A 26,695-nucleotide genomic window follows, 5' to 3' on the forward strand; every position below is an offset into this window, starting at 1 on the left:
CTCCAAGGGGAGCTGGACGCATCCTGACCCTACCTGCGTGGGTGATGATTGAAACCCCTAGATCAAAAAGACTCCGGGGCGTGTCCGATCTTCACCCTTGCGCTTCCCCTCTCGCCAGTGGAATACCCACCCTTCACGCTCCGAAAGCGGGCAGTTGTATCGTCGTGAGGGGTCAACACCCGCGGGTCGCGGCCTGAATTGTCCGCGCGGAGCAGAAACGGCAGATGAGATGAGCGTGCAGCACGAGGCGCCGGCCGAAGGGGCCGAGGAGGCCCTGGAGGTCTGGATCGATCAGGACCTGTGCACCGGGGACGGGATCTGCGCGCAGTACGCCCCCGAGGTCTTCGAGCTGGACATCGACGGGCTCGCGTATGTGAAGAGCGCGGACGACGAGCTGCTCCAGGACGTGGGGGCGACGACGCCGGTGCCGCTGCCGCTGCTCCAGGACGTGGTGGACTCGGCGAAGGAGTGCCCGGGCGACTGCATCCATGTGCGGCGGGTCCGGGACCGGGTCGAGGTGTACGGCCCCGACGCGGAGTAGCTCAGACGCCGCGCGCCTCCGCGCCCGTGGTGCGGACGAAGGCGCCGCCGGTCCACTCCCAGCCGACCTGCTCCTTCTCGTCGGGGCAGCAGCTGGGGACGTCGGGGGACGAGTAGCCGAGCAGGGTGGCGCGGACGGCTCCGTCGCGGATCGCGAGGCCGGTGACGCTGCGCTGCTCGCGCGGGTCGACGAGGGTGGCCACCACGCGCGCGGGGGGCGTGCCGCCGCGCCCGAGGGTGAGGACGTACAGGCCGGCGGGAGGGGTTCCGGATCCGGCTTCGCAGTGTACGACCGCAACGGTCTCGGGGTTCTTGTCGCCGTCCAGGTCGCCGCTGACGCGCTGAACGATCCGGTGGTCGGCTCCCCCGCACCGGAGGGGGTAGGAGGCCGTGTCGGCGTCGGGGGCGGCGGCCGGGCCGGGGGCTTCGGGGGCGGGTGCGGCCGTGGTGGCGGGGCCGGCCTCGGCGGCCGGGGGCGCGAGGGCGCCGGCGAGGGCGACGACCGCGGCGGTCGCGGTGGCGGTGGCCAGCCAGTGCAGCGGCCGGGCGTGGGTGTGTGCGAGGTCCACGGGGTCCGGGGCGGCGGAGGGCTGCACGCGAGACGTCTCCTGTGAGGGTCGTGCCGAGGGGTTGCGGGCATCGTGCCATACGTCACAGGGCGGCGGAACAGCCGGGGGGTGTCGAACAGGGGTGCCGAACGCGGCGACGCCGCCGCCCGGTTCCCCGCGGTGCGGGGGTGGTGGGGCGGCGGCGTCGGCCGGGGTGCTGTCGGAGTGTCAGCCCTTGTTGGGGCCGTCGTAGTCCTCGCCGTAGGCGCCCTTGGCGGGGCGGCGGCGGCGCATGGGGGGCTCGACGCCGTCCGCGAGGCGGCGGGCGGTGACGAGGAAGCCGGTGTGGCCGATCATGCGGTGATCGGGGCGGACGGCCAGGCCCTCGACGTGCCAGTTGCGGATCATGGATTCCCAGGGCTGCGGCTCGGCGTAGCAGCCGATCTCGCGGATGGACTCCACGGTGCGGGCGAGCTGGGTGGTGGTGGCCACGTAGCAGCAGAGGATGCCGCCCGGGACGAGCGACTTGGAGACGGCCTCCAGGCACTCCCAGGGGGCGAGCATGTCGAGGATGACCCGGTCGACGTCGGTGTCGGTCAGGTTGTCCTGGAGGTCGCCGACGGTCAGCTGCCAGGCCGGGTGGGGGCCGCCGAAGTAGCGCTCGACGTTGCCCTTCGCGATCTCGGCGAAGTCCTCGCGGCGCTCGTAGGAGTGCAGCATGCCGCTGTCACCAATGGCGCGGAGCAGGAAGCTGCTGAGCGAGCCGGAACCCACGCCGGCCTCCACGACGCGCGCGCCGGGGAAGATGTCGGCGAAGGCGAGGATCTGTCCCGCGTCCTTCGGGTAGACCACGGCGGCGCCGCGGGGCATGGACAGGACGTAGTCGGGGAGCAGGGGGCGCAGCGCGAGGTAGGCCACGTTTCCGGTGGTGCGGACAACGCTGCCCTCGGGAGCGCCGATCAGCTCGTCGTGCGGGAAGGAACCCTTGTGGGTGTGGAAGTTCTTTCCCTCTTCGAGCGTGAACGTGTAGTGGCGGCCCTTGGGGTCGGTCAGCTGAACCTGGTCCCCGACCTTGAAGGGCCCGCGTCGGCGGGCGGCACCGGTCGGTTCGGACATGTGAACAAGAGTACCGGGCTCACGAGGAGGGTCGTGCCATGGCCTTCACGAAGGCGCGCTCGACGTCCGTGGTGGCGAGGACGCCGTAGATCTCGCCGGTGTCCTCGACGACGAGGTATTCGGTGGCGGGGGTGGCGCGGAGGTGGTCGAGGAGGGGCTGGCCGGTGAGTTCGGCGGGGACGCGCATGCCGGGGGTGAGGTCCTGGGCGAGGGTGGTGACGGCGACCCAGGGGCGGCGGTGCTGGGGGACGGCGGCGATGGCGGCCTCGCGGACGATGCCGGTGGGGCCGCCGGTGCCGTCGACGACGACGAGGGCGCGGGCGCCGGCCTCGTTGGCGCGGCGGAGGGCTTCGGAGAGGGGGGTGTCGGGTTCGACGGGGATGGCGCGGCGGGTGAGGGCGCGGGCGCGGAGGTCGGGGAGGTGTTCGCGGAGGCGGGCCATGCGGAGGCTGTTGCCGGCGCCGGTCCAGATGATGGCGGCCAGGATGGCGGCGAGGAGGGCGTCGGTGACGGTGGTGACGCCGTCGATGGCGGCGGTGGAGTTGCCGAGCCAGCCGGTGCGGGTGAGGAGGGGGAGGCCGATGAGGACGGTGACGGCGAGGGCGCGGCCGACCCAGGCGGCGGCGACGGTGCCGCTCATGGGCTTGCCGGTGATCTTCCAGACGACGGCGCGGAGCATCCGGCCGCCGTCGAGGGGGAGGCCGGGGAGGAGGTTGAAGATCGCGACGATGAGGTTGGAGATCATCAGGCCGGCGAGGAGGACGCCGGGCACGGTGCCGGGCTCGACGGCGTGCATGGCGAGGTAGAAGAGGCCGGCGAGGACGAGGGAGAGGAGGGGGCCGACGAAGGCGAGGACGAATTCGCGGCCGGGGGTCTCGGATTCCTTCTCGATCTCGGAGACGCCGCCGAAGAACTGGAGCTGGATGCGGCGCACGGGGAGCTTGAAGCGGAGGGCCGCGATGGTGTGGGCGAGCTCGTGGACGAGGACGGAGGCGTAGAAGGCGACGGCGAAGAAGAGGGAGACGAGGTAGCGGGCGGCGCCGAGTTCGGGGAGGACCCGTTCGATCTGGTCGCCGAAGACCCAGGTGATGAGGGCGGCGACGAGGAACCAGCTGGGGGCGACGTAGACGGGCACGCCGAAGGGTCGGCCCATGAGGATCCCGCCGCCGGGTTCCTCGGTCCGCTGCGGCTTGGGCTCGTCCTGGTTCACGGGTTCCTCTCGTCGCCGGGGTGACCGCGTCGGTGTGTCACGGGTCGATCATGCAGCGCGACGGGTCATGGGTCGATGGTATGCGGCTCGCTGTCGGTGGCGGGCCGTAGGGTCTGTGTCATGAGTACGAGCGAGCGGCTCCCGGAGGGGCCCCGGGCGCCCATGTCGCTGTCGCCGTCGCGGGCGAGCGACTTCATGCAGTGTCCCCTGTTGTACCGGTTCCGGGTGATCGACCGGCTGCCGGAGAAGCCGAGCGCGGCGGCGACGCGGGGGACGCTGGTGCACGCGGTGCTGGAGCGGCTCTTCGACGATCCGGCGGCGGAGCGGACGGCGCCGCGGGCGAGGGCGATGGTCCCGGGCCAGTGGGACCGTCTCCTGGAGTCGCGTCCGGAGCTGGGCGAGCTGTTCGCGGACGATCCGGCGGGCGAGCGGCTGGGGCAGTGGCTGGAGGAGGCCGGGGCGCTGGTGGAGCGGTGGTTCACGCTGGAGGATCCGGCGCGTCTGGAGCCGGCCGAGCGCGAGCTGTTCGTGGAGACGGAGCTGGAGTCGGGGCTGCGGCTGCGCGGGGTGATCGACCGGGTGGACGTGGCGCCGTCGGGCGAGGTGCGGATCGTCGACTACAAGACGGGGAAGGCGCCGCGGCCGGAGTACAGCGAGGGCGCGCTGTTCCAGATGACGTTCTACGCGCTCGTGGTGTGGCGGCTGAAGGGGGTGATCCCTCGCCGGCTCCAGCTGGTGTATCTGGGCAGCGGTGACGTGCTGACGTACGACCCGGTGGAGGCGGATCTGCGGCGGGTGGAGCGGAAGCTGCACGCGCTGTGGGACGCGATCCGGACGGCGACGGAGACGGGTGACTGGCGGCCGCGGCCGACGAAGCTGTGCGGCTGGTGCGATCACCGGGCGGTGTGTCCCGAGTTCGGGGGGACTCCCCCGGTGTATCCGCTGGAGATCGTTTCCGCGCGCCCGCCGGAGTCGGGCGAAGAGGCGCAGGGCAGAATGGGCGGGGACCGGCCCGCTTCGTGAAGGAGCCCTTGTGACGATTCGCGTCCTCCTGGTGGACGACCAGCCGCTGTTGCGCACCGGCTTCCGGATGATTCTGGAGGCGGAGCAGGACCTGACGGTGGTGGGCGAGGCCGGTGACGGTCTGCAGGCGCTGGACCAGGTGCGGGCGCTCCAGCCGGACGTGGTGCTGATGGACATCCGGATGCCGCGGATGGACGGGGTGGAGGCGACCCGGCAGATCACCGGGCCGGGCCGGGACGGGCCGGCGAAGGTGCTGGTGCTGACGACGTTCGATCTGGACGAGTACGTGGTGGAGGCGCTGCGCGCGGGGGCGAGCGGCTTCCTGCTGAAGGACGCTCCGGCGAACGAGCTGGTGCAGGCGATCCGGGTGGTGGCGGCGGGCGAGGCGATGCTGGCGCCGTCGATCACGAGGCGGCTGCTCGACAAGTACTCGGCGCATCTGCCGACGGGCGAGGAGCAGGTGCCGGACACGCTGAGCACGCTCACCGACCGTGAGGTGGAGGTGCTGAAGCTGGTGGCCCGCGGGTTGTCGAACGCGGAGATCGCGGCGGATCTGTTCGTCAGCGAGACGACGGTGAAGACGCATGTGGGTCATGTGCTGACGAAGCTGGGGCTGCGCGACCGGGTGCAGGCGGCGGTGTACGCGTACGAGAGCGGTCTGGTGCGCCCGGGCGGCAACGGCCAGTAGCGGAGTGGGCGGTGACGGGAAGGGCCCGGTGCGTTCGGTGCGCACCGGGCCCTTTTCCGTACCTGTGGGGGGTCAGCTCTTGCGGATCTCCCAGAAGCGGAAGACGGTCGAGGCGTCGAGGGTCCATTCGAGGCCGGTGACGCCGTCGCGGGTGACGGCGTACTGCTTGCCCTGCCAGAGCGGGAGGAAGGGGACCTGCTCGGCGACGGCGTCCTGGATGGCGCCGTACTCCTCGTCGGTGGCGGCGCGGTCGGCGGTGGCCGCGGTCTTCGGCAGGAGGGTGCCGGTGATCTTCTTGTTGTCGTAGTGGTTGGCGAGGACGTTGCCCTCGCCGAAGAAGGGGGCGGTGAAGTTGTCGGCGTCGGGGTAGTCGGGGACCCAGCCCTTGACGTAGACGCCGTACTTGCCGTCGGCGATGTCCTTCTCGTACTGGTCGAAGGCGACGGACTTCACGTCGGCGTCGAAGAGGCCGCTGGCGTTGAGCTGGGCGGCGATGGCCTTGAGCTCGGCGTCGGTGGAGGGGCCGTAGCGGCTGGGGGTGGACCAGAGGGTGAGGGTGACCTTGTCCTTGATGCCGGCACTGCGGAGGGCCTTCTTGGCCTTGGCGGCGTCGGGGGCGCCGTAGGTGTCGAAGAAGGCGGTGTTGTGGCCGTTGATGCCGGCGGGGACGATCGAGTAGAGCGGCGTGGCGGTCGACTTGTAGACGTCCTCGACGAGGGCGTCGCGGTCGACGAGGTGGGCTATCGCCTTGCGGACGGCGGCCTTGCCGGCGACGGGGTCCTTCATGTTGAAGACGAGGTGCTGGACCTCGGCGCTGTTGCCCTGGACGATCTGGACGTCGCGGTCCTCGGTGGAGGTCTCCAGCTCGGAGATGTCGGTGGCGGAGAGTCCTCGGTAGGCGACGTCGAGCTCGCCGTCCCTGAACGCCTTGGCGAGGGCGGTGCGGTCGCCCTGGTAGAGCTTGAGGGCGACGCGGTCGTTGCGGCGGTCGGCGGTGCCCTGGTAGCCGGTGTTGGCGGAGAAGACGGCCTCGGTCTCGCTGAAGGAGTCCAGCTTGTACGGGCCGGAGCCGACGGCCTTGCCGTCGGTGCGCAGCGCGTCGGCGGCGTACTCGCGGTGGTCGACGATGGAGCCGGCGCCGGAGGCGATCTTGCTGGGGAAGGTGGCGTCCGGGACCTTGAGACGGAAGACGACGGTCCGGTCGTCGGGGGTCTCGATGGTGTCGATGGTGGAGAGCAGGGGTGCCGGGCCGGAGGGGTCGGCGATCTTCAGGGCGCGCTCGAAGGAGAACTTGACGTCCTCGGAGGTGAGCGGGTTGCCGTTGGAGAACTTCAGGCCGGGGCGGAGGGTGCAGGTGTAGACGGTGCTGCCGTCGCCGAAGCCGCACTGTTCGGCGGCTTCGGGCTCGGGCAGGGAGCCGCCCTTGGGGAAGGCGAGGAGGGACTGGAAGACGTTGTTGAACAGCAGCCAGGAGCCGGGGTCGTAGCCGGCGGCCGGGTCGGTCGCCAGGATCTCGTCGGACATGCCGACGCGGATGGCGTCGGCGCCGTCGGAGCCGCTTCCCTGCTCGGTGCCGCAGCCGCCGAGGAGGGCGGCGGAGAGGCCCGCGGCGAGTGGGGCGGTCAGCCACTTGTGGTGCGTCTTCACAGAACTTGCCTCGTGATCTCTTGCCAGGCCGGCCGCGCGTGGCTGCGCGGCCGGTACAACGAAGGGGTCAGGCGGTGGTGCCGCGGCTCAGTTCCCAGAGCAGCAGGTCGGAGGAGGTGTTGAGGGCGTACTCGACTCCGTTGATGTCGTCGCGGGCGGCGACGTACTGCTTGCCCTGCCAGAGCGGCAGGACGGGCACGTCCTGGGCGACGATCTTCTGGATCTGCTGGTAGAAGGGGCCGGCGGCGGTGCGGTCGGCCTCGCGGCGGGAGCTCGGGATGAGCCGGTCGCGGACGGTCTTGTTGACGTAGGGGGTGCCGAGGAAGTTGTCGCTGTCGAGGAAGGGCGCGACGTAGTTGTCGGGGTCCGGGTAGTCGGGGAACCAGCCGAGGCCGTAGACGGCGTAGTCGCCGCGGCGCTGGGCGGGGCGGAACTCGGACCAGGCGGTGCCCTTGACGGTGACGTCGAAGAGTTCGCTGGCGATGAGCTGGTTCTTCAGCGTCGCGAACTCCTGGGCGGTCTCGGCGCCGTAGTGGTCGGTGGTGTAGTGGAGGGTGAGCTTGACCGGGGTCTTCACGCCGGCCTTGCGGAGGATGGCGGCGGCGCGGTCGGGGTCGCCCTCGCCGTACTCCTCGTAGAAGGGGGTGGTGTGGCCGGTGATGCTGGAGGGGATGAGCGAGTAGAGCGGCTCGGCGGTGGGGCCGTAGACCCGGTTGACGAGCGCGCCGCGGTCGACGACGGCCGCCATGGCCTGGCGGACGGCCTTCTCCTCGACGGCGGGGGCCTTGGTGTTGAAGCCGAGGTAGCGGATCTCCAGGCCGGGGACCTCGGAGACGCGGATGCCCTCGGAGGGGGTCTCGGTGAGGTCGCGGATCTGCTGCTGGGAGAGGGAGCGGGCCATCATGTCGATGTCCTTGCTCTCCAGGGCCTTGCCCATGGCGCCGGCGTCGGCGAAGGCGCGGAGTTCGACCTGCTCGTTGCGGGGGGCGATGTCGCCCTTGTAGCGCGGGTTGCGGGAGAAGACGAAGCGGGTGACCTGGTCGCCGTCCTGCTCGGCCTTGAGGGTGTACGGGCCGGAGCCGTCCACCTGGAAGCCCTCGCGGAGCGCGTCGGCGGCGTACTTGTCCTTGCTGAGGATGCCGGCGACGGGGGTGGAGAGCTTGTACGGGAAGGTGGCGTCGGGGGCGTTGAGGTGGAAGACGATCTCGCGGTCGCCCTTGGTCTCGACGGTGTCGACGGTCGACAGGAGGGCGGCGGCGCCGTTCTCGGACTTGATCGTCCGGACCCGGTCGATGGAGTACTTGACGTCCTCGGCGGTGACGGGGGTGCCGTCGGCGAAGGTGAGGCCGGGCCGCAGGACACAGCGGTAGCTCTCGCTGGCCTTGTCGGTGAAGCCGCAGGTCTCGGCGGCCTCGGGGACGGGGTGGCCGCCGCCGCGGGGGACGTGGACGAGGGTCTGGACGGTCTGGCGGAGGACGTTCCACGCGCCGGTGTCGTAGGCGTAGGCCGGGTCGAGGGGGGCGGGGGCCTCCTCGGTGGCGACGAACTGGTCGGTGGTTCCGACGACGATGGCTCTGCCGTCCTCGCCCGTGCCGCAGGCGGCGAGCAGCGGGGCGAGCAGTCCGGCCACGGCCGGCAGCACCAAGGTCTTGCGGTTCATCAAGGGACGTTCTCCTCAGCCGGCCTGGGGTACAGCGGTCATGACGAAACTCCGCCGCCTGCCGCCCGGTCGGGGCGGGAGCGATCGGGCCGGGAAGTTGCGATCGGTCCTGTGTTCTCGGCGACTTGGGTATGCGCCGGCGCACGCGGTGATAGCGGCGAAGTACTCGCGAAAGATTAGTGGGCGGCGCCGCTATTGCCGGACGGGGTGGCCGGTGGACGATAAGCGCAGGGTGATCATGAATACGGGCGCTTCGATAGTCATGCGGTGCGCGAGGCGGACGGTACCGAGCGAATCGGGACACAAAGGTGCGGCGGATGTCCGCATTCCGGGCGGCGAACGGGGTCAGGCCACCCCTCGGCGAGCACGCTGAGTGACCAAGGTCACGCGGCTGCAATCCGGGAGGTGGCCTGAACCAATTGCGCGGAAGACGTGCGCGGGTGGGCGGGAGAGCGTCACGTAAGACGGCCTCCGTGAATACCCGGGGTAATCCTCAGAGAAAGCTCAAATGCGTCGGGGATTCCGCTCAGATTCCGGAGACGAGGGTCCTCAGGAAGGGGACGTCCACTTCTTCGAGGGAGCGGACGACGACCCGGCCGGGCAGGGCGGGGATCGGCGCGACGGAGGGCACGGCGACGACCCGGCAGCCGGCCGCCTCGGCGGCGGCGACACCCGTCGCGGTGTCCTCGATGACGGCGCAGAGGGCGGGGTCCGCGCCGACGCCGCGCGCGGCGGTCAGATAGGGCTCCGGGTGCGGCTTGGTGCGGGCGACCTCGTCGCCGGCGACGGTGAGGTGGAAGCGGTCGCGCCCGACGGATTCCAGGACGCGGTCGATGATCCGCCGGTGGGAGGCGGAGACGAGGGCGGTGGGGATGGAGTGCCGCGCCAGTTCGGCGAGCAGCCGCTCGGCGCCCGGCATGAGGGGGACGCCGCGGTCGATGCGCTGCTCGAACTTGTCGTTGAGCAGCACGGTGAGCTCGGCGAGGGTGATGTCGGCGCCGGTGGACTCGATCAGGTAGCCCGCGCTGCGGGTCATGGGGCCGCCGACGACGATGTCCCGCCATGCCTCGTCGAGCCGGTGGCCGAGGTCGGCGAAGACCTCGACCTCGGCGTCCCACCAGAAGCCCTCGGTGTCGACGAGGGTCCCGTCCATGTCGAGGAAGACCGCCTGCAGGGCGGAGCTTCCGTTGGCGCGGAACAGGGACGCGGGGACCGTACTGGTCATCCGGCACACCTCCATGGAGGGACGGAAAGGCCGGCCCCCACTCCCGGTACGGGGAGGAGGACCGGCCTGCACTGGACCGACCAGTGTACGTCCCGATCTCCGCCGGCGCCGATATTTGGCGTCCGGCGTCAGCGCGCGGTCACCCGACGGTCACCGGGCGTTGAAGTACTTCGCCTCGGGGTGGTGGATGACGATGGCGTCGGTGGACTGCTCGGGGTGGAGCTGGAACTCCTCCGAGAGGTGCACGCCGATCCGCTCCGGCCGGAGGAGTTCGGCGATCTTGGCGCGGTCCTCCAGGTCGGGGCAGGCGCCGTAGCCGAGGGAGAACCGGGCACCGCGGTACTTGAGGGCGAACATGTCCTCGACGGCCTCCGGGTCCTCGCCGGCGAAGCCCAGCTCGGCGCGCACGCGCGCGTGCCAGTACTCGGCGAGGGCCTCGGCGAGCTGCACGGAGAGGCCGTGCAGCTCCAGGTAGTCGCGGTAGGAGTCGGAGGCGAAGAGTTCGGCGGTGGCCTCGCCGATCCTGTTGCCCACGGTGACGACCTGGAGTCCGACGACGTCGGTCTCGCCGGACTCCTCGGGGCGGAAGAAGTCCGCGAGGCAGAGGCGGCGGCCGCGGCGCTGGCGGGGGAAGGTGAAGCGGGTCCGCTCGTTGCCGGAGTCGTCGAGGATGATCAGGTCGTCGCCCTTGGAGACGCACGGGAAGTAGCCGTGGACGACGGCCGCCTCCAGCAGGTTCTCGGTGTGCAGGCGCTCCAGCCAGCCGCGCAGCCGCGGCCGGCCCTCGGTCTCCACCAGCTCCTCGTACGTCGGTCCGTCGCCGGCCCGGTTCTGCTTGAGGCCCCACTGGCCCTTGAAGAGGGCGCCCTCGTCGAGCCAGGAGGCGTAGTCCTTGAGCGGGATGCCCTTGACGACGCGGGTGCCCCAGAACGGCGGGGTGGGGACGGGGTTGTCGATGGCGACGTCGGAGCGGCCGCCGGGCTCGGGCTCTTCGACCTGGAGCGCGGCGGCGCCCTTGGCGACCCGGCGCTGCTTCAGCTCGGGGAGCGTGGCTCCGGGGACGCCGCGCTTGACGGCGACGAGGGCGTCCATGAGGCGCAGGCCCTCGAAGGCGTCGCGGGCGTAGCGGACCTCGCCCTGGTAGATCTCGTGGAGGTCCTGTTCGACGTAGGCCCTGGTCAGGGCGGCGCCGCCGAGGATCACCGGGTACTTGGCGGCCAGCTCGCGCTGGTTCAGCTCCTCCAGGTTCTCCTTCATGATCACGGTGGACTTCACGAGGAGGCCGGACATGCCGATGACGTCCGCCTTGTGCTCCTCTGCCGCTTCGAGGATCGCGGAGACGGGCTGCTTGATGCCGATGTTGACGACGTTGTAGCCGTTGTTGGAGAGGATGATGTCGACGAGGTTCTTGCCGATGTCGTGGACGTCGCCGCGGACGGTGGCGAGCACGATCGTGCCCTTGCCCTCGGCGTCGGACTTCTCCATGTGCGGTTCCAGATGGGCCACCGCGGTCTTCATGACCTCGGCGGACTGGAGCACGAAGGGCAGCTGCATCTGGCCCGAGCCGAACAGCTCGCCGACGACCTTCATGCCGTCGAGGAGGATGTTGTTGACGATGTCGAGGGCCGGGGTGGTGGTCAGGGCCTCGTCGAGGTCGGCCTCCAGGCCGTTCTTCTCGCCGTCGATGATCCGGCGCTTGAGGCGCTCGTCGAGCGGCAGCGCGGCCAGTTCCTCGGCCTTGCCGGCCTTGAGGGACTTGGCGGTCGCGCCCTCGAAGAGGGCCATCAGCTTCTGGAGCGGGTCGTAGCCCTCGGCGCGCCGGTCGTAGATGAGGTCGAGGGCGGTGGTGACCTGCTCCTCGTCGAAGCGGGCGATGGGGAGGATCTTGGAGGCGTGGACGATGGCCGAGTCCAGGCCGGCCTTGACGCACTCGTCGAGGAAGACCGAGTTGAGCAGGATGCGGGCGGCCGGGTTGAGGCCGAAGGAGATGTTGGACAGGCCGAGCGTCGTCTGCACGTCGGGGTGGCGGCGCTTGAGCTCGCGGATCGCCTCGATGGTGGCGATGCCGTCCTTGCGGGACTCCTCCTGGCCGGTGCAGATGGTGAAGGTCAGGGTGTCGATGAGGATGTCGGACTCGTGGATGCCCCAGTTGCCGGTGAGGTCGTCGATGATCCGCTCGGCGATGGCGACCTTGTTCTCGACGGTGCGGGCCTGGCCCTCCTCGTCGATGGTGAGGGCGATCAGCGCGGCGCCGTGCTCCTGGGCCAGACGGGTGACCTTGGCGAAGCGGGAGTCGGGTCCGTCGCCGTCCTCGTAGTTGACGGAGTTGATGACCGCGCGGCCGCCCAGCTTCTCCAGTCCTGCCCGGATGACCTCGACCTCGGTGGAGTCGAGGACGATGGGGAGGGTGGAGGCGGTCGCGAAGCGGCCGGCCAGCTCCTCCATGTCGGCGACGCCGTCCCGGCCCACGTAGTCCACGCACAGGTCGAGCATGTGCGCGCCCTCGCGGATCTGGTCCCGGGCCATCTCGACGCAGTCGTCCCAGCGGGCCTCCAGCATGGCCTCGCGGAACTTCTTCGACCCGTTGGCGTTCGTCCGCTCGCCGATCGCCATGTACGAGGTGTCCTGCCGGAACGGGACGGTCTGGTACAGCGAGGCGGCGCCGGGCTCCGGGCGGGGGTCGCGCACGGTCGGCGTGAGGTCCTTGACGCGCTCGACGACCTGGCGCAGGTGCTCGGGGGTCGTACCGCAGCAGCCGCCCACGAGGGAGAGGCCGTACTCGCGGACGAAGGTCTCCTGGGCGTCGGCGAGCTCGGCCGGGGAGAGCGGGTAGTGGGCGCCGTCCGAGGTGAGGACGGGCAGGCCGGCGTTGGGCATCACCGAGAGCGGGATGCGGGAGTGCCGGGCCAGGTAGCGCAGGTGCTCGCTCATCTCGGCGGGGCCGGTGGCGCAGTTGAGGCCGATCATGTCGATGCCCAGCGGCTCCAGGGCCGTCAGGGCGGCGCCGATCTCGGAGCCGAGGAGCATGGTGCCGGTGGTCTCGACGGTGACGGAGACGATGAGCGGCACGTCGGCGCCGAGCGCCGCGAGGGCGCTGCGGGCGCCGATGACGGACGCCTTGGTCTGGAGGAGGTCCTGGGTGGTCTCGACGATCAGGGCGTCGGCGCCGCCGGCGAGGAGGCCCTCGGCGTTCTGCTGGTAGGCGTCGCGCAGGACGGTGTACGGGGCGTGGCCGAGGGTCGGGAGCTTGGTGCCGGGGCCGATGGAGCCGAGCACCCAACGCTGCCGGCCGTCGGCGGCGGTGAACTCGTCGGCGACCTCGCGGGCGACGCGGGCGCCGGCCTCGGAGAGCTCCAGGACGCGGTGGGCGATGTCGTACTCGCCGAGGGCCGCGTGGTTGGCGCCGAAGGTGTTGGTCTCGACGCAGTCGACGCCCGCGGCGAAGTACTCGCGGTGGACGTTGGCGACGATGTCGGGCCGGGTGAGGCTGAGGATCTCGTTGCAGCCTTCGAGGTTCTCGAAGTCCTCCAGGCTGGGCTCCTGCGCCTGCAGCATGGTGCCCATGGCTCCGTCGGCGACGACCACGCGGGTGGCGAGGGCCTCGCGGAGGGCGGCGGCGCGGCTCCGGCTGTCGGCGGAGACGGAAGGGGTCGGCAACGAGGCCATGAAGGGGCTCCCTGGGATGCGACGGCTGTCGGCTTTGCACCCTGGGCACAGGGTGCACGGGGTCAGCGTAACCGCGGATCGTCCGGGGCGGACACGGTGTCCCACGTGGCGGACGGCATCCTGTGTGCGAGGACTCCCGGTACGGCCCCTTCTTCGAGGACACTGTCAGGTGCGAGGCAAGGTCGGCATCGACCGATAGTGTTCAGCATTGTCGAACGTCGGATGTGTGCGTACGTGAGGGAGAAGGGCCGGGCGATGGCGAAGAACATCCAGTCGCTTGAACGGGCGGCGGCCATGCTGCGACTGCTCGCGGGTGGCGAGCGCCGGCTCGGACTGTCCGACATCGCGTCCTCGCTCGGGCTGGCCAAGGGCACCGCCCACGGCATCCTGCGCACCCTCCAGGCGGAGGGCTTCGTGGAGCAGGACGCGGCCTCGGGGCGGTATCAGCTGGGGGCGGAGCTGCTGCGGCTCGGCAACAGCTATCTGGACGTGCACGAGCTGCGGGCGCGGGCGCTGGTGTGGACCGACGACCTGGCGCGGTCCAGCGGGGAGAGCGTGCACCTGGGCGTGCTGCACCAGTCGGGCGTGCTGATCGTGCACCACGTCTTCCGGCCCGACGACAGCCGGCAGGTCCTGGAGGTGGGGGCGATGCAGCCGCTGCACTCCACGGCGCTGGGCAAGGTCCTGTCGGCGTACGACCCGGTGGCGCACAGCGAGGTCGTGGAGGTGGAGCGGGAGCCGTTCACGCCGCGTACGGTCACCGGGCTCACGGAGTTCGAGTCGCTGCTCGACATGACGCGGGCGCGCGGCTGGGCGGCGGACGTGGAGGAGACCTGGGAGGGCGTGGCGTCGGTGGCGGCGCCGATCCACGACCGGCGCCGGATGCCGGTGGGCGCGGTGGCGGTCACCGGCGCGGTGGAGCGGCTCTGCCCGGCCGGGGAGCTGCGCCAGGAGCTGGTGGCGGCGGTGCGGGACTGCGCCCGGGCGGTCTCCCGGGACCTGGGGGCGGGCCGCTTCTGAGCCCGCTCCGGAAGGGCCGGTGACCTGGTCCGCACGGAGAGCGAACCCGTCGGTAACGATCGCGTTATCGGCGGGTTTTTCGTTTCCCAGACCCTTGACGTGCTGTTAACCCCGGGGCAAAACTTCCGTTCATCGGTCGGCATTGTCGAACACCTACCGGCAATACACGTTAGAGTGTGGCCAGTGCCAAGGGCCGTGGACGCCCTCACACGAGGGCGCGGACCACCGGGGCCATCCGGGGTCCGCCATCCCCTGGACGAAGGACAAAGGAGTCGCGGGTGTCCAGCTCCGACATCTTCCTCGGCGAGACCATCGGTACCGCCGTACTCATCCTGCTCGGCGGCGGCGTGTGCGCCGCCGTCACGCTCAAGAGCTCCAAGGCCCGTGGCGCGGGCTGGCTCGCGATCACCTTCGGGTGGGGCTTCGCCGTCATGACGGCGGTCTACATGACCGCTTCCCTCTCCGGAGCCCATCTGAACCCCGCCGTGACCGTCGGCATCGCCGTCAAGGACGGCGCCTGGGGAGAAGTGCCGGTCTACATCGCCGGCCAGCTGCTCGGCGCGATGATCGGCGCCGCCCTGGTCTGGGTCGCCTACTACGGCCAGTTCCGGGCCCACCTCACCGACCCGGAGACGCTCGGCGAGACGCCGGCCGAGGGCCCCGGCCCCGTGCTCGGCATCTTCTCCACCGGCCCCGAGATCCGGAACACCTGGCAGAACCTGGCCACCGAGATCATCGGCACGGTCGTGCTCGTCCTCGCCGTGCTCACCCAGGGTCTCAACGACAGCGGCAAGGGCCTCGGCGTCCTCGGCGCCCTGATCACGGCCTTCGTCGTGGTCTCGATCGGCCTCTCGCTCGGCGGCCCGACCGGTTACGCGATCAACCCGGCGCGCGACCTCGGCCCCCGCATCGTGCACGCCCTGCTGCCCCTGCCGAACAAGGGCGGCTCCGACTGGAGCTACGCCTGGATCCCGGTCGCCGGTCCGCTGATCGGTGGAGCCCTCGCGGCGGGTATCTACAACATCGCGTTCGCCTGATCCGTACCCCCGTACCCGTCACGCCGAAGAGCACGAGCCGTCCTTCCCAGACTTCCCCAGGAGCACACCGTGACCGACGCCCACACCGCCGGCCCCTTCATCGCCGCCATCGACCAGGGCACCACCTCCTCCCGCTGCATCGTCTTCGACAAGGACGGCCGGATCGTCTCGGTCGACCAGAAGGAGCACGAGCAGATCTTCCCGAAGCCGGGCTGGGTCGAGCACGACGCCACCGAGATCTGGACCAACGTCCAGGAGGTCGTCGCCGGTGCCATCGTCAAGGCCGGCATCACCGCCGCCGACGTCAAGGCCATCGGCATCACCAACCAGCGCGAGACCACGCTGATGTGGGACAAGAACACCGGCGAGCCCGTCCACAACGCCCTCGTCTGGCAGGACACCCGCACCGACGGCCTCTGCAAGGAGCTGGGCCGCAACGTCGGCCAGGACCGCTTCCGCCGCGAGACCGGCCTCCCGCTCGCCTCCTACTTCTCCGGCCCCAAGGTCCGCTGGCTGCTCGACAACGTCGAGGGCCTGCGCGAGCGCGCCGAGCGCGGCGACATCCTCTTCGGCACCATGGACTCCTGGGTCATCTGGAACCTCACCGGCGGCACCGAGGGCGGCGTCCACGTCACCGACGTCACCAACGCCTCCCGCACCCTCCTGATGAACCTCCACGAGATGGCCTGGGACGAGCGCATCCTCCAGTCCATCGACATCCCCGCCGCCGTCCTCCCCGAGATCCGCTCCTCCGCCGAGGTGTACGGCACGGTCAAGGGCGGCGTCCTCGACGGCGTCCCGGTCGCCTCCGCGCTCGGCGACCAGCAGGCCGCCCTCTTCGGCCAGACCTGCTTCGCCGAGGGCGAGGCCAAGTCGACGTACGGCACCGGCACCTTCATGCTGATGAACACCGGTGACAAGATCATCAACTCCTACAGCGGCCTGCTGACCACGGTCGGCTACCAGATCGGCGATGCCAAGCCGGTCTACGCCCTGGAGGGCTCCATCGCCGTCACCGGCTCGCTCGTCCAGTGGATGCGCGACCAGATGGGCCTGATCAAGTCCGCCGCCGAGATCGAGACCCTGGCCTCCTCCGTCGAGGACAACGGCGGCGCCTACTTCGTGCCCGCCTTCTCCGGCCTCTTCGCCCCGTACTGGCGCTCCGACGCCCGCGGCGTGATCGCCGGCCTCACCCGGTACGTCACCAAGGCGCACATCGCCCGTGCCGTCCTGGAGGCCACCGCCTGGCAGACCCGCGAGATCACCGACGCCATGACGAAGGACTCCGGCGTCGAGCTGACCGCGCTCAAGGTCGACGGCGGCATGACCTCCAACAACCTGCTGATGCAGACCCTCTCGGACTTCCTGGACGCCCCCGTGGTGCGCCCCATGGTCGCCGAGACCACCTGTCTCGGTGCCGCCTACGCCGCCGGCCTCGCCGTCGGCTTCTGGCCCGACACCGACGCGCTGCGCGCCAACTGGCGCCGTGCCGCGGAGTGGACCCCGCGCATGGACGCCGACAAGCGCGACAGCGAGTACAAGAACTGGCTCAAGGCCGTGGAGCGCTCCATGGGCTGGCTCGAAGAAGAGAAGTGACGAGGAGTAGACCGAGATGACCACCCCGCAGACCGTTCCCGCCCTCGGAACGCACACGGCCGCCGGCTCGCTTCCGACCCGCGCCGAGACCAGAGAGCAGCTTGCCAAGGCGACGTACGACCTCCTGGTGATCGGCGGCGGCATCCTGGGCATCTCCACCGCCTGGCACGCCGCGCAGTCCGGTCTGCGGGTGGCCCTGGTGGACGCCGGCGACTTCGCCGGCGCCACCTCCTCGGCCTCCTCCAAGCTCCTCCACGGCGGCCTGCGCTACCTGCAGACCGGCGCCGTGAAGCTCGTCGCCGAGAACCACTTCGAGCGGCGCGCCGTCTCCCGGCAGGTCGCCCCCCACCTGTCCAACCCGCTCACCTTCTACCTGCCCGTCTACAAGGGCGGCCCGCACGGCGCCGCCAAGCTGGGCGCCGGCGTCTTCGCCTACTCCGCGCTCTCCGCCTTCGGCGACGGCGTCGGCCACCTCCTCTCCCCCGCCAAGGCGGCCCAGGACGTGCCCGAGCTGCGCACCGACAACCTCAAGGCCGTCGCCGTCTACGGCGACGACCAGATGAACGACGCCCGCATGGCGCTCATGACGGTCCGCGCGGCCGTCGACGCCGGCGCCGTCGTCCTCAACCACGCCGAGGTCACCGGGCTCCGCTTCACCAAGGGCCGGGTCACCGGCGCCGAGCTCCGCGACCGCATGTCGGGCGACGAGTTCGGCGTCACCGCGCGGCTCGTCCTCAACGCCACCGGCCCCTGGGTCGACCACCTGCGCCGGATGGAGGACCCCAACGCGGCCCCCTCGATCCGCCTCTCCAAGGGCGCCCACCTCGTCCTCAAGCGGACCGCCCCGTGGAAGGCCGCGCTCGCCACCCCGATCGACAAGTACCGCATCACCTTCGCCCTCCCCTGGGAGGACATGCTCCTGCTCGGCACCACCGACGAGGAGTACGAGGGCGACCCGGGCGAGGTCGCGGTCACCGAGAAGGACACCGCCCAGATCCTCGACGAGGCCGCCTTCTCCATCCGCGACCAGCAGCTCGACCGCTCCCTCATCACCTACGCCTTCGCCGGCCTCCGGGTGCTCCCGGGCGGCCCCGGCGACACCTCCAAGGCCAAGCGCGAGACGGTCGTCACCGAGGGCCGCGGCGGAATGCTGTCGGTCGCCGGCGGCAAGTGGACCACCTTCCGCCACATCGGCCGCACCATCATGAAGAAGCTGGAGGCGCTCCCCGGCCACCCGCTGGGCGAGGACTACGAGTCGGTCTCCACGCTCCCGAAGCGGCTGCCTCTCCCCGGCATCGCCAACCCGAACGCGGTCGCCCACCGGCTCCTCGTCGACGGCCCGGCCCCCGGCCCGCGGATGGCCGCCGACACCGCCAAGCACCTGGCCACGCACTACGGTTCGCTCTCCTTCGACATCGCCCGGATGGCGAACGAGAACCCCGAACTCGCCCGCCGGATCCACCCGGACGCCCCGGAGATCTGGGCGCAGGTCGCCTACGCCCGCGACCACGAGTGGGCCGAGACGGCCGACGACGTGCTGCGCCGCCGCACCACCCTGACCATCCGCGGCCTCGCCACCGACGAGATCCGCGCCGGGGTCGACGCGATGCTGCGCGCCGGGTAGTCGCCCGCGCCACGAGCCGAGGGGCGGTCCACTCCGGGGAGGGTGTGGACCGCCCCTCACGCGCGCCGTGTGCGGGGCCCCGATCCTGGGTAGTCGATCAAGGCCGCACGGGTTTTCGGGCGTGCCCGAGGGCTGCGGCCGGACGACCCGGAAGCCGTAAGGTTGCTCCGTACGACACGAACTTCGATGAAGGAGGCGCTGGGTGATCGAGCTCGAGGGGGTACCCGAGCTGATCGACCCGGTCATGGTGGCCGCGTTCGAGGGCTGGAACGACGCCGGCGACGCCGCCTCCACCGCGGTCGCTCATCTGGACCGGGAATGGAAGGGCGAGGTCTTCGCGGCGCTCGACGCCGAGGACTACTACGACTTCCAGGTCAACCGTCCGACGGTGTTCCTGGAGAACGGCGTCCGGAAGATCACCTGGCCGACGACCCGGCTCTCCGTGGTCCGGATCGGCGGCGAGAAGCCGCGCGACCTGGTCCTGGTCCGGGGCATCGAGCCCTCGATGCGCTGGCGCTCCTTCTGCAACGAGCTGCTGGGCTTCGCGCACGAGCTGGGCGTGGAGATGGTGGTGATCCTGGGCGCGCTGCTCGGCGACACCCCGCACACCCGGCCGGTGCCGGTCAGCGGCGTCACCTCCGACCCCGACCTGGCGCGGACGATGGACCTGGAGGAGACCCGGTACGAGGGCCCGACCGGGATCGTCGGGATCCTCCAGGAGGCGTGCACCCACGCGGGCGTGCCGGCGGTGAGCCTGTGGGCGGCGGTGCCGCACTACGTGTCGCAGCCGCCGAACCCGAAGGCGACGCTGGCGCTGCTGAACCGGCTCGAGGACCTGATCGGGCTGCGGATCCCGCTGGGCGAGCTGCCCGAGGACGCGCGGGCGTGGCAGCTGGGGGTGGACCAGCTGGCGGCGGAGGACAGCGAGGTCGCCGAGTACGTCCAGACGCTGGAGGAGGCGCGGGACACCGCGGAGCTTCCGGAGGCGTCGGGCGAGGCGATCGCCCGCGAGTTCGAGCGCTATCTGCGACGGCGCGACCCGGGCCAGGGGCCGGGACCCGGCGGTCCCGGGGTGGCGACGGAGAGCGGGGACACCTCGTACCTGCGGGATCCGGGCACTGGCCGGACCCGCCCGCCCAAGCCGGAGCGCGAGCCGGAGCCGGAGGCCGAGGCCGAGGCCCCCGAGGAGTCCGGCGACAGCGGCGACAGCGGCGACGAGGACTGAGACGCGGCGGGAACGAGTGAGGAGGGGGACGGCCGGCGGCCGTCCCCCTCCTCACGTGTTCCCGCCTTCGTCCCGCCGCTACAGGGCGACGCCGAGCAGCGCGTCGACCGTGCGGGAGACCAGGCCCGGGGCGGACTCGTCGGCGCCGCCCTCCGCCTCCTGGCGGGCGGCCCAGCGGTCGACCGCGGCGAGCGCGGCCGGGGTGTCCAGGTCGTCGGAGAGCGCCTCGCGGACCTCCTCGACGAGGGCGTCGGCGGACGGGCCGTCGGGCCGGGAGACCGCGGCGCGCCAGCGGTCGAGGCGGGCGACGGCGTCGGCGAGGACCTGGTCGGTCCACTCCCAGTCGGCGCGGTAGTGGTGGGCGAGCAGGGCGAGCCGGATGGCGGCCGGGTCGACGCCCTCGCGGCGCAGCGCGGAGACGAAGACCAGGTTGCCCTTGGACTTGGACATCTTCTCGCCGTGCAGGGCGACCATGCCGGCGTGCACGTACGCCTTGGCCATGGGGAACTCGCCGGTGAGGGCCTGGGCGTGCGAGGCGCCCATCTCGTGGTGCGGGAAGATCAGGTCGGAGCCGCCGCCCTGCACGTCGAAGCCCATGCCGAGGTGGTCGAGGGCGATGGCGACGCACTCGATGTGCCAGCCGGGGCGGCCGGGGCCGAGGCTGCCGCCGTCCCAGCTGGGCTCGCCCTCGCGCGCGGCCATCCACAGCATCGGGTCGAGCGGGTTCTTCTTGCCGGGGCGCTCGGGGTCGCCGCCGCGCTCGGCGGAGAGGTGCCGCATGAGGTCGGTGTCGTAGTGCGAGACCTCGCCGAAGCGCGGGTCGGCCTCGACGGAGAAGTAGACGTCGCCGTCGAGCTCGTAGGCCGCGCCGGAGTCCCGGAGCCGCTCCACCAGCGGGATGATGGACGGTATCGACTCGACCGCGCCGACGTAGTGGCGCGGGGGCAGCATCCGCAGAGCGGTCATGTCCTCGCGGAAGAGGGAGGTCTCGCGCTCGGCGAGGGCGGTCCAGTCGATGTCGTCGCGGAGGGCCCGCTCCAGGAGCGGGTCGTCCACGTCCGTCACGTTCTGGACGTAGTGCACCTGCCGCTTGGTGTCGAGCCACACGCGCTGCACGAGGTCGAACGCGTTGTAGGTCGCCGCGTGACCCATGTGGGTCGCGTCGTAGGGCGTGATGCCGCAGACGTAGATACGGGCGACGGGACCGGGGGCGAGGGTCACTCGTCCGCCGGTCGCGGTGTCGTGGATCCGGAGGTCGCGGCCCTTGCCGGGAAGGGCGGGGACCTCGGAAGCGGGCCAGGCATGCATGACCCGAGCGTAACCGGACAGCTGTTTCGGATACGAACCGGATCCGGAATCTTGTCCGATCATGCGCCCTTGCGGGTGAGCGGCGTGTATGCATACCCCCCAGGGGTGCGGCGGGGGCCCGGAGGACGGATCGGGCGTGGCCGAAACCGTACGGCTCCTAGACCGGCGGCCAGGGGATGGCCGGCCACTGCCCCGACGGCTCCGGGTGGCGCCCGGAGGACAGCAGCGCCGTCACCCGCTCCCGTACGGCGGACACCTCGGCGGTCGTGAGCAGTTCCCCCAGCCGGGTGGCGAGGGGGGCTCCGGGAGCCAGCGCGCGGTCGAGCCGGCCGAGGACCTCGGTGGCCTCCGGGAGCAGCTCCTGGCCCGCCCAGCCCCACAGCAGGGTGCGCAGCTTGTCCTCGACGTGGAAGGAGACGCCGTGGTCGATGCCGTACAGCCGGCCGCCGGGCGCGGGCAGCAGGTGGCCGCCCTTGCGGTCGCCGTTGTTCATCACCGCGTCGAGGACCGCGAGCCGGCGCAGGCCGGGCGTGTCGGCGTGGACGAGGAGCGCGGTGCGGCCCTCCCCCACCTCGGCGGGGCCGATCGCCTTCCAGCCCTCGCCGGCCTCCTCGTTCTCGGTGAGCGCGAGCAGCCGGGCCTCGGGATCGGCCTCGACCCAGAGCTGGACCATGCCCTCGCCGTACGGCCCGTCCCGCAGCACCGTCGGCGGGACCAGGCCCCAGCCGGTGGCCTCGGAGAGCTCGTACGCGGCGACCTCGCGCTCGGCGAGGGTGCCGTCGGGGAAGTCCCACAGGGGGCGCTCCCCCGCGACCGGCTTGTAGACGCAGACGGCTTCCCGGCCCTCGTACGCGACCGTGCAGTAGAGCACCGCGTTGGACGCCTCGCGGACCTGCCCGCGCACGGTCAGCTCACCGCGGGCGAGCAGCTCGGTGTCCTGCGGGAACTCGGGGCTGCTGCTCATGCTCCGCGGCGGTATCCGTTCTGGCGGGGGCAGACGTGGCCCTCCGGGTCCAGGGGGAGGCTGCACAGCGGGCACGGCGGGCGGCCGGCGTTGACCACGTCCAGGGCCCGCTTGGCGAAGGCGCGGGCCTGGGCGCCGCTCAGCCGGACGCGGAGCATCGGCGGGCCGTTCTCCTCGTCCTGGAGCAGCCGCTCCTCGGCCGCGGCGAGGTCCTCCTCGGACTCCGCGTCGAGTTCGACGAGGGCCTGGGCCTCGACGATCATGCGCTGCTCCTCGCCGTCCCACGCGAGCGCCATGGTGCCGACCCGGAACTCCTCCTCGACGGGCGTGTCGAGGGGGGCGGTGTCGGCGATGTCGGCGGGGGCGACGGCGGGCACCGGGGCGTTGCCCCCGGTGCGGCGCAGCACCTCGTCGAGGAGTTCGTCCATGCGCTCGGCGAGCGCGGCGACCTGGGTCTTCTCCAGGGCGACGCTGGTGACCCGGCCGGAGGCGGACGCCTGGAGGAAGAACGTCCGGCGGCCAGGCAGCCCGACCGTGCCGGCCACGAAACGCTCCGGCGGGTCGTAGAGGAACACCTGACGGGACACGCTTCCGGCTCCCTTGACTGTCGACTGTCGTACTGCAACGGCGAGTCCACCCTACTGCGCGGGAGGATCACGGTGCGCCCGCACCACCCCCGACCTCGGCCGTCCCGCTGGTGTCGGGAGCCTCGCGGGGGGCCAGGGCGGCGAGGTCGCCGGTGTCGCCGAGGCGGACCAGGAAGGGGCGCAGCCGGGTGTAGCGGATGACCGTGAGCGAGCAGGGGTCGACGTGGACGCGCTGGAAGAGGTCGAGGTGGAGGCCGAGGGCGTCGGCGACGAGGGACTTGATGATGTCGCCGTGGGAGCACATGGCGTAGACGGCGTCCTCGCCGTGCTCGGACTCGATCCGGGCGTTCCAGTCGCGGACCGCCTCGACGGCCCTGGCCTGCATGGCGCGCAGGGACTCGCCACCGGGGAAGGCGGCGGCGGAGGCGTGGCCCTGGACGACCTCCATCAGCGGTTCGTCGTTGAGCTCGGCGAGCTTGCGGCCCGACCAGTCGCCGTAGTCGCACTCGTTGATCCGGTCCTCGACGTGGAGCGGGAGGTCCGGGCGGGCGTCCAGGAGCGGCTGGAGGGTCTCGCGGCAGCGCTGGAGGGGGCTGGAGACGGCGGCGGCGAGCGGGATGCCGGTGAGGCGGCCGGGCAGGGCGGCGGCCTGGGCGGCGCCGCGCTCGTCGAGCGCCACGCCGGGCGTGCGCCCGGCGAGCAGCCCGGAGGTGTTGGCGGTGGAGCGTCCGTGCCGGACGAGGATCAGCGTGGCCATGCCGGCCAGCCTACGGCGCACGCGCGCGTGTGCGGCGGTCCTCCGCGGGTAGGCGGGCGTGCGGGACCGGACGTACGGAGGGAGAATACGGCGCGTGATCGTCGACTCTGCCCTGTACCGCGACGGCCGCCGGACGGAGTGCGGCGGCGACCTCTCACGGTCCCTGGCGGAGGCGCGCGCCTCCGGGCACGCCTTCCTGTGGGTGGGCCTGTACGAGCCGACGGAGTCCGAGTTCGACCACGTCTCCTCGGAGTTCGCGCTGCATCCGCTGGCGGTCGAGGACGCCCTGAAGGCGCACCAGCGGCCCAAGCTGGAGGTCTACGACGACTCCCTCTTCGTGGTGCTGAAGCCGGTGCTGTACGAGCCGGAGAGCGACCGGGTGTCGACCGGGGAGCTGATGCTCTTCCTCGGCGACTCCTTCGTGGTGACGGTCCGGCACGGCGAGGGGGCGCCCCTGGCGGCCGTGCGCAAGCGCCTGGAGACCCATCCGGAGGTGCTGCGGCACGGGCCGACGGCGGTGCTGTACGCGGTGAGCGACGCGGTGGTGGACCACTACCTGGAGGTGGCGGGCGAGCTCCAGGTGGACCTGGAGGAGCTGGAGGCCGACGTCTTCGCCCCGGGCGGGTCGGGGACGGCGAACACGGCGGAGCGGATCTACACGGCGAAGCGGCAGGTGCTGGAGTTCCGGCGGGCCTCGGGGCCGCTGGCGGCGCCGATGGCCCGGCTGACGGCGGGCGCGGTGCCGTTCGTCAACGAGGAGTCGCAGCCGTTCTTCCGGGACGTCAACGACCATCTGCTGCGGGCCAACGAGCAGGTGGAGGGGTTGGACCGGCTACTGTCGGACGTGCTGTCGGCGCACCTCGCGCAGATGGGCGTGCGACAGAACGACGACATGCGGAAGATCTCGGCCTGGGCGGCGATGGCGGCGGTGCCGACGATGGTCGCGGGGATCTACGGCATGAACTTCGACCACATGCCGGAGCTGCACTGGGGGTGGTCGTACCCGGCGGTGATCCTGGTGATGGCGGGGATCGAACTGGCCCTGTACCGCCTGTTCAAGCGGCGCGGCTGGCTGTGAGCCGGCCGCGCCGGTCGGTCGTCAGAAGGCCGGGGCGGGGACGGCGGGGCCGCCGAGGGCGTCGAGCCGTTCGGGCATCCGCAGGCTGATCATCTGGTGCCAGCCGGCCGCGCGCTCGTAGGCGTACACGCCGTGGATGCCGGCGGCGAGGGCCGCGGCCTTGGGCTTCGGCCAGCCCAGGATGCCGCCCATGTGGCGCATGACGGCGAGGCTGACGTCGCGGTAGACCTGGATCTCGGCGAGGGCGGAGTCGCGCAGCGTGCGCTGGATGAGCCGGCCGTGGCCGGCGCGGGCGAGCCGGAGCAGCTCCTCGTGGCAGTAGGCGAGGTGGTTGTCCTCGTCGGCGCAGATCATGCGGATGGCCTTGCCGAGCTCCGGGTGGTCGCCGAAGTACTTCACGAGCAGCCGCATCTGGGCGGCGGCGCGTTCCTCGGTGACCCGGCTGTGGGCGAGGTAGACGACGACGTCCTGCTCGGTCAGCGGTTCGTCGCGGCGGAGCTTGTCGTGGGCGAGTCCGATCCCGCGCCGCTCCAGGAGCATCGTGTAGTCGGTGTCCGGGGGGACGGGGACGGGTTCGAGGCCGCGCTTGCGCAGCAGGGCGTTGAAGATCCGCCCGTGCTTGTCCTCGTCGGCGCCGTGCCGGGTGATCTTCGGGGTGAGGTCCCGCATGCCGGGCGCGACGAGGGCGGCGATCCGGGCGTTCTCCCAGCCGCCCTGCGACTCGCCGCTGGCGGCGATCGAGCAGAAGAGCTGGAAGGCCCCGTCGTCGTCGATGATTTCCTGGAACAGGCTCTTGGCCGTGAGCATCACTGCCACCTCCGTGCGGACGGCCGCGCGCTCCGCGGGTCCGGGAGACCGAGTCAAATGCGGTCCGCGACGGGGGGCAACAGGAGGGGTCGGCGGTGTCGGCCGAAAGAGTGAGAGCCGGGGCCGTAACCGGGGGCGCGGTGGCGCGTTGAACGGCATGACGGCCGTGGCGGGGAAGACCCCCGAGCCCCCACCACGGCCGCGGAACGTTCCTTCGAACCCCGCCCGGGCTTCGACGCCCCGGGCTTCGCTCCCCTACGCCAGGTTCGCCCGCTCCAGGGCGTCCACGCCCGCGCGCAGGGCGGTCAGGCGCTCGTCGAGGGTGAAGCCGGCCGGGGCCAGCGTCAGGGTGGTGACACCGGCCTCCGCGTAGGCGGTCATGCGGTCCGCGATCCGGTCCACGGTGCCGAGCAGGGCGGTCTGGTCGATCAGGGAGCGGGGCACGGCGGCCGCGGCGCCCGTCTTGTCGCCGGCCAGGTACTTGTCCTGGATCTCCGCGGCCTCCTTCTCGTACCCCATGCGCCGGGCGAGCTGGTTGTAGAAGTTCTGCTTGCGGCTGCCCATGCCGCCGACGTACAGGGCGGTGTACGGGCGGAAGACGTCGGCCAGCGCGTCGACGTCCTCGCCGAGGGCGAGCGGCAGCGTCGGGCAGACGTCGAAGCCGTCCATCGTCAGGCCGGCCTTCTCGCGGCCCGCCCGCAGCGGGCGCAGGGCGGTCTCCTCCAGGTGCTCGGCGGAGGGGAAGATCAGCAGGGCGCCGTCGGCGATCTCGCCGGTCTGCTCCAGGTTCTTCGGGCCGATCGCCGCGATGTAGAGCGGGATGTGCTCGCGCTGCGGGTGGACGGTGAGCTTGATCGGCTTGCCGGGGCCGCCGGGCAGCGGCAGCGTCCAGTGCTCGCCCTCGTGGGTCAGGCGCTCGCGGGACATCGCCTTGCGGACGATCTCCACGTACTCGCGGGTGCGGGCGAGCGGCTTGTCGAACTTCACGCCGTACCAGCCCTCGGAGACCTGCGGTCCCGAGACGCCGAGGCCGAGCCGGAACCGGCCGCCGGAGAGCGAGTCCAGGGTGGCGGCGGTCATCGCCGTCATGGCCGGCTGGCGGGCCGGGATCTGCATGATCGCCGAGCCGACGTCGATCCGCTCCGTCTTCGCGGCGACCCAGGAGAGCACCGTCGGCGCGTCCGAGCCGTACGCCTCCGCCGCCCAGCACACGTCGTAGCCGAGGCGGTCGGCCTCCTGGGCCACGGCCAGATTGTCGCCGTCCATGCCGGCGCCCCAGTAGCCGAGGTTGATGCCGAGCCGCATGTCCACACACCCCTTACCCATGAGTAACGTCTCTCGGTCGGGACTCTAGCGCGCGCTTCCCCGA

The 26,695-nt window shown here is 71.6% G+C and carries 22 protein-coding genes; 9 read left to right on the plus strand and 13 right to left on the minus strand.

The window, feature by feature from the left end:
- The first annotated feature begins 229 nt into the window (after positions 1-229).
- Positions 230-541 (plus strand): ferredoxin, encoded by a 312-nt coding sequence (locus ACIGHB_RS24810; RefSeq protein WP_360314262.1) that lies wholly within the window; start codon positions 230-232, stop codon positions 539-541.
- A 1-nt stretch (position 542) separates the two neighbouring features.
- Here ACIGHB_RS24810 and ACIGHB_RS24815 read toward each other — a convergent pair whose 3' ends face one another.
- The 3 genes from ACIGHB_RS24815 to ACIGHB_RS24825 form a co-directional block, all read right to left on the minus strand.
- The gene (locus ACIGHB_RS24815) at positions 543-1,136 is read right to left on the minus strand and encodes a hypothetical protein (RefSeq protein WP_399915942.1); all 594 of its coding nucleotides are present in this window, start codon (positions 1,134-1,136) and stop codon (positions 543-545) included.
- 180 nt (positions 1,137-1,316) lie between these two features.
- Complete coding sequence (locus ACIGHB_RS24820; RefSeq protein WP_031013975.1) at positions 1,317-2,204, minus strand: tRNA (adenine-N1)-methyltransferase; 888 nt, start codon at positions 2,202-2,204, stop codon at positions 1,317-1,319.
- A 19-nt stretch (positions 2,205-2,223) separates the two neighbouring features.
- Complete coding sequence (locus tag ACIGHB_RS24825; RefSeq protein WP_360314309.1) at positions 2,224-3,357, minus strand: site-2 protease family protein; 1,134 nt, start codon at positions 3,355-3,357, stop codon at positions 2,224-2,226.
- 177 nt (positions 3,358-3,534) lie between these two features.
- Between ACIGHB_RS24825 and ACIGHB_RS24830 the strand changes: the two genes are divergently transcribed.
- Together ACIGHB_RS24830 and ACIGHB_RS24835 are read left to right on the plus strand one after the other, a co-directional pair.
- Positions 3,535-4,437: a RecB family exonuclease gene (locus ACIGHB_RS24830; RefSeq protein WP_399915944.1), complete on the plus strand. Its 903-nt coding sequence runs from the start codon at positions 3,535-3,537 to the stop codon at positions 4,435-4,437.
- Between the two features lie 10 nt (positions 4,438-4,447).
- Positions 4,448-5,125 (plus strand): response regulator transcription factor, encoded by a 678-nt coding sequence (locus ACIGHB_RS24835; RefSeq protein ID WP_360314268.1) that lies wholly within the window; start codon positions 4,448-4,450, stop codon positions 5,123-5,125.
- Between the two features lie 72 nt (positions 5,126-5,197).
- Here ACIGHB_RS24835 and ACIGHB_RS24840 read toward each other — a convergent pair whose 3' ends face one another.
- The 4 genes from ACIGHB_RS24840 to metH all read right to left on the minus strand — a co-directional run bounded on the left by ACIGHB_RS24840 (position 5,198) and on the right by metH (position 13,323).
- On the minus strand, positions 5,198-6,772 hold the full coding sequence (locus ACIGHB_RS24840; RefSeq protein ID WP_399915946.1) for an ABC transporter substrate-binding protein: 1,575 nt from the start codon (positions 6,770-6,772) through the stop codon (positions 5,198-5,200).
- Between the two features lie 67 nt (positions 6,773-6,839).
- Positions 6,840-8,432 (minus strand): ABC transporter substrate-binding protein, encoded by a 1,593-nt coding sequence (locus ACIGHB_RS24845; RefSeq protein ID WP_360314272.1) that lies wholly within the window; start codon positions 8,430-8,432, stop codon positions 6,840-6,842.
- Positions 8,433-8,958: 526 nt separating this feature from the next.
- Positions 8,959-9,657, minus strand: coding sequence for an HAD family phosphatase (locus ACIGHB_RS24850; RefSeq protein WP_360314274.1), 699 nt, complete (start codon positions 9,655-9,657; stop codon positions 8,959-8,961).
- A 150-nt stretch (positions 9,658-9,807) separates the two neighbouring features.
- Positions 9,808-13,323, minus strand: a complete 3,516-nt coding sequence (metH, locus tag ACIGHB_RS24855; protein WP_360314276.1) for a methionine synthase — start codon at positions 13,321-13,323, stop codon at positions 9,808-9,810.
- Positions 13,324-13,578: 255 nt separating this feature from the next.
- Here metH and ACIGHB_RS24860 point away from each other — a divergent pair, with 255 nt between their 5' ends.
- From ACIGHB_RS24860 to ACIGHB_RS24880, 5 genes are all read left to right on the plus strand, one after another.
- Positions 13,579-14,343 (plus strand): IclR family transcriptional regulator, encoded by a 765-nt coding sequence (locus ACIGHB_RS24860; RefSeq protein WP_360314278.1) that lies wholly within the window; start codon positions 13,579-13,581, stop codon positions 14,341-14,343.
- A 278-nt stretch (positions 14,344-14,621) separates the two neighbouring features.
- Positions 14,622-15,380: an MIP/aquaporin family protein gene (locus ACIGHB_RS24865; RefSeq protein ID WP_399915950.1), complete on the plus strand. Its 759-nt coding sequence runs from the start codon at positions 14,622-14,624 to the stop codon at positions 15,378-15,380.
- A gap of 69 nt (positions 15,381-15,449) precedes the next feature.
- Positions 15,450-16,976, plus strand: coding sequence for a glycerol kinase GlpK (glpK, locus tag ACIGHB_RS24870; protein WP_360314282.1), 1,527 nt, complete (start codon positions 15,450-15,452; stop codon positions 16,974-16,976).
- Positions 16,977-16,992: 16 nt separating this feature from the next.
- Complete coding sequence (locus ACIGHB_RS24875) at positions 16,993-18,600, plus strand: glycerol-3-phosphate dehydrogenase/oxidase (protein WP_360314284.1); 1,608 nt, start codon at positions 16,993-16,995, stop codon at positions 18,598-18,600.
- 202 nt (positions 18,601-18,802) lie between these two features.
- Positions 18,803-19,825: a PAC2 family protein gene (locus ACIGHB_RS24880; RefSeq protein WP_399915953.1), complete on the plus strand. Its 1,023-nt coding sequence runs from the start codon at positions 18,803-18,805 to the stop codon at positions 19,823-19,825.
- A gap of 78 nt (positions 19,826-19,903) precedes the next feature.
- On the opposite strand, the gene mshC is transcribed toward ACIGHB_RS24880, so the two are convergent.
- From mshC to ACIGHB_RS24900, 4 genes are all read right to left on the minus strand, one after another.
- Complete coding sequence (gene mshC / locus ACIGHB_RS24885; RefSeq protein WP_360314288.1) at positions 19,904-21,133, minus strand: cysteine--1-D-myo-inosityl 2-amino-2-deoxy-alpha-D-glucopyranoside ligase; 1,230 nt, start codon at positions 21,131-21,133, stop codon at positions 19,904-19,906.
- A 157-nt stretch (positions 21,134-21,290) separates the two neighbouring features.
- Positions 21,291-22,130: an SCO1664 family protein gene (locus tag ACIGHB_RS24890; protein ID WP_399916134.1), complete on the minus strand. Its 840-nt coding sequence runs from the start codon at positions 22,128-22,130 to the stop codon at positions 21,291-21,293.
- A complete protein-coding gene (locus tag ACIGHB_RS24895) occupies positions 22,094-22,684 on the minus strand; it encodes a DUF3090 domain-containing protein (protein WP_360314292.1) in 591 nt (196 codons plus the stop codon). Before ACIGHB_RS24895 ends, ACIGHB_RS24890 begins: the two co-directional genes overlap by 37 nt.
- A 67-nt stretch (positions 22,685-22,751) precedes the next feature.
- Positions 22,752-23,441: a histidine phosphatase family protein gene (locus ACIGHB_RS24900; protein ID WP_360314294.1), complete on the minus strand. Its 690-nt coding sequence runs from the start codon at positions 23,439-23,441 to the stop codon at positions 22,752-22,754.
- Between the two features lie 85 nt (positions 23,442-23,526).
- Here ACIGHB_RS24900 and corA point away from each other — a divergent pair, with 85 nt between their 5' ends.
- On the plus strand, positions 23,527-24,519 hold the full coding sequence (gene corA / locus ACIGHB_RS24905; protein ID WP_360314311.1) for a magnesium/cobalt transporter CorA: 993 nt from the start codon (positions 23,527-23,529) through the stop codon (positions 24,517-24,519).
- 21 nt (positions 24,520-24,540) lie between these two features.
- Here the strand turns inward: corA and ACIGHB_RS24910 are convergent, their stop codons facing one another.
- On the minus strand, positions 24,541-25,326 hold the full coding sequence (locus tag ACIGHB_RS24910) for a ferritin-like domain-containing protein (protein WP_399915956.1): 786 nt from the start codon (positions 25,324-25,326) through the stop codon (positions 24,541-24,543).
- A gap of 255 nt (positions 25,327-25,581) precedes the next feature.
- Positions 25,582-26,631, minus strand: coding sequence for an LLM class F420-dependent oxidoreductase (locus ACIGHB_RS24915; RefSeq protein ID WP_360314298.1), 1,050 nt, complete (start codon positions 26,629-26,631; stop codon positions 25,582-25,584).
- Positions 26,632-26,695 lie beyond the last annotated feature (64 nt).

The organism is Streptomyces sp. NPDC085460 (assembly GCF_044541975.1).
Lineage (GTDB): Bacteria > Actinomycetota > Actinomycetes > Streptomycetales > Streptomycetaceae > Streptomyces.

Excerpts from the sequence above, each read along its gene's own strand:
- ACIGHB_RS24810 (WP_360314262.1), top strand. The coding sequence starts at position 230 with ATGAGCGTGCAGCACGAGGCGCCGGCCGAAGGGGCCGAGGAGGCCCTG.
- ACIGHB_RS24820 (WP_031013975.1), bottom strand. The coding sequence starts at position 2,204 with ATGTCCGAACCGACCGGTGCCGCCCGCCGACGCGGGCCCTTCAAGGTC.
- ACIGHB_RS24825 (WP_360314309.1), bottom strand. The coding sequence starts at position 3,357 with ATGGGCCGACCCTTCGGCGTGCCCGTCTACGTCGCCCCCAGCTGGTTC.
- ACIGHB_RS24830 (WP_399915944.1), top strand. The coding sequence starts at position 3,535 with ATGAGTACGAGCGAGCGGCTCCCGGAGGGGCCCCGGGCGCCCATGTCG.
- ACIGHB_RS24845 (WP_360314272.1), bottom strand. The coding sequence starts at position 8,432 with ATGAACCGCAAGACCTTGGTGCTGCCGGCCGTGGCCGGACTGCTCGCC.
- ACIGHB_RS24850 (WP_360314274.1), bottom strand. The coding sequence starts at position 9,657 with ATGACCAGTACGGTCCCCGCGTCCCTGTTCCGCGCCAACGGAAGCTCC.
- metH (WP_360314276.1), bottom strand. The coding sequence starts at position 13,323 with ATGGCCTCGTTGCCGACCCCTTCCGTCTCCGCCGACAGCCGGAGCCGC.
- ACIGHB_RS24860 (WP_360314278.1), top strand. The coding sequence starts at position 13,579 with ATGGCGAAGAACATCCAGTCGCTTGAACGGGCGGCGGCCATGCTGCGA.
- ACIGHB_RS24875 (WP_360314284.1), top strand. The coding sequence starts at position 16,993 with ATGACCACCCCGCAGACCGTTCCCGCCCTCGGAACGCACACGGCCGCC.
- mshC (WP_360314288.1), bottom strand. The coding sequence starts at position 21,133 with ATGCATGCCTGGCCCGCTTCCGAGGTCCCCGCCCTTCCCGGCAAGGGC.
- ACIGHB_RS24900 (WP_360314294.1), bottom strand. The coding sequence starts at position 23,441 with ATGGCCACGCTGATCCTCGTCCGGCACGGACGCTCCACCGCCAACACC.
- ACIGHB_RS24910 (WP_399915956.1), bottom strand. The coding sequence starts at position 25,326 with ATGCTCACGGCCAAGAGCCTGTTCCAGGAAATCATCGACGACGACGGG.
- ACIGHB_RS24915 (WP_360314298.1), bottom strand. The coding sequence starts at position 26,631 with ATGCGGCTCGGCATCAACCTCGGCTACTGGGGCGCCGGCATGGACGGC.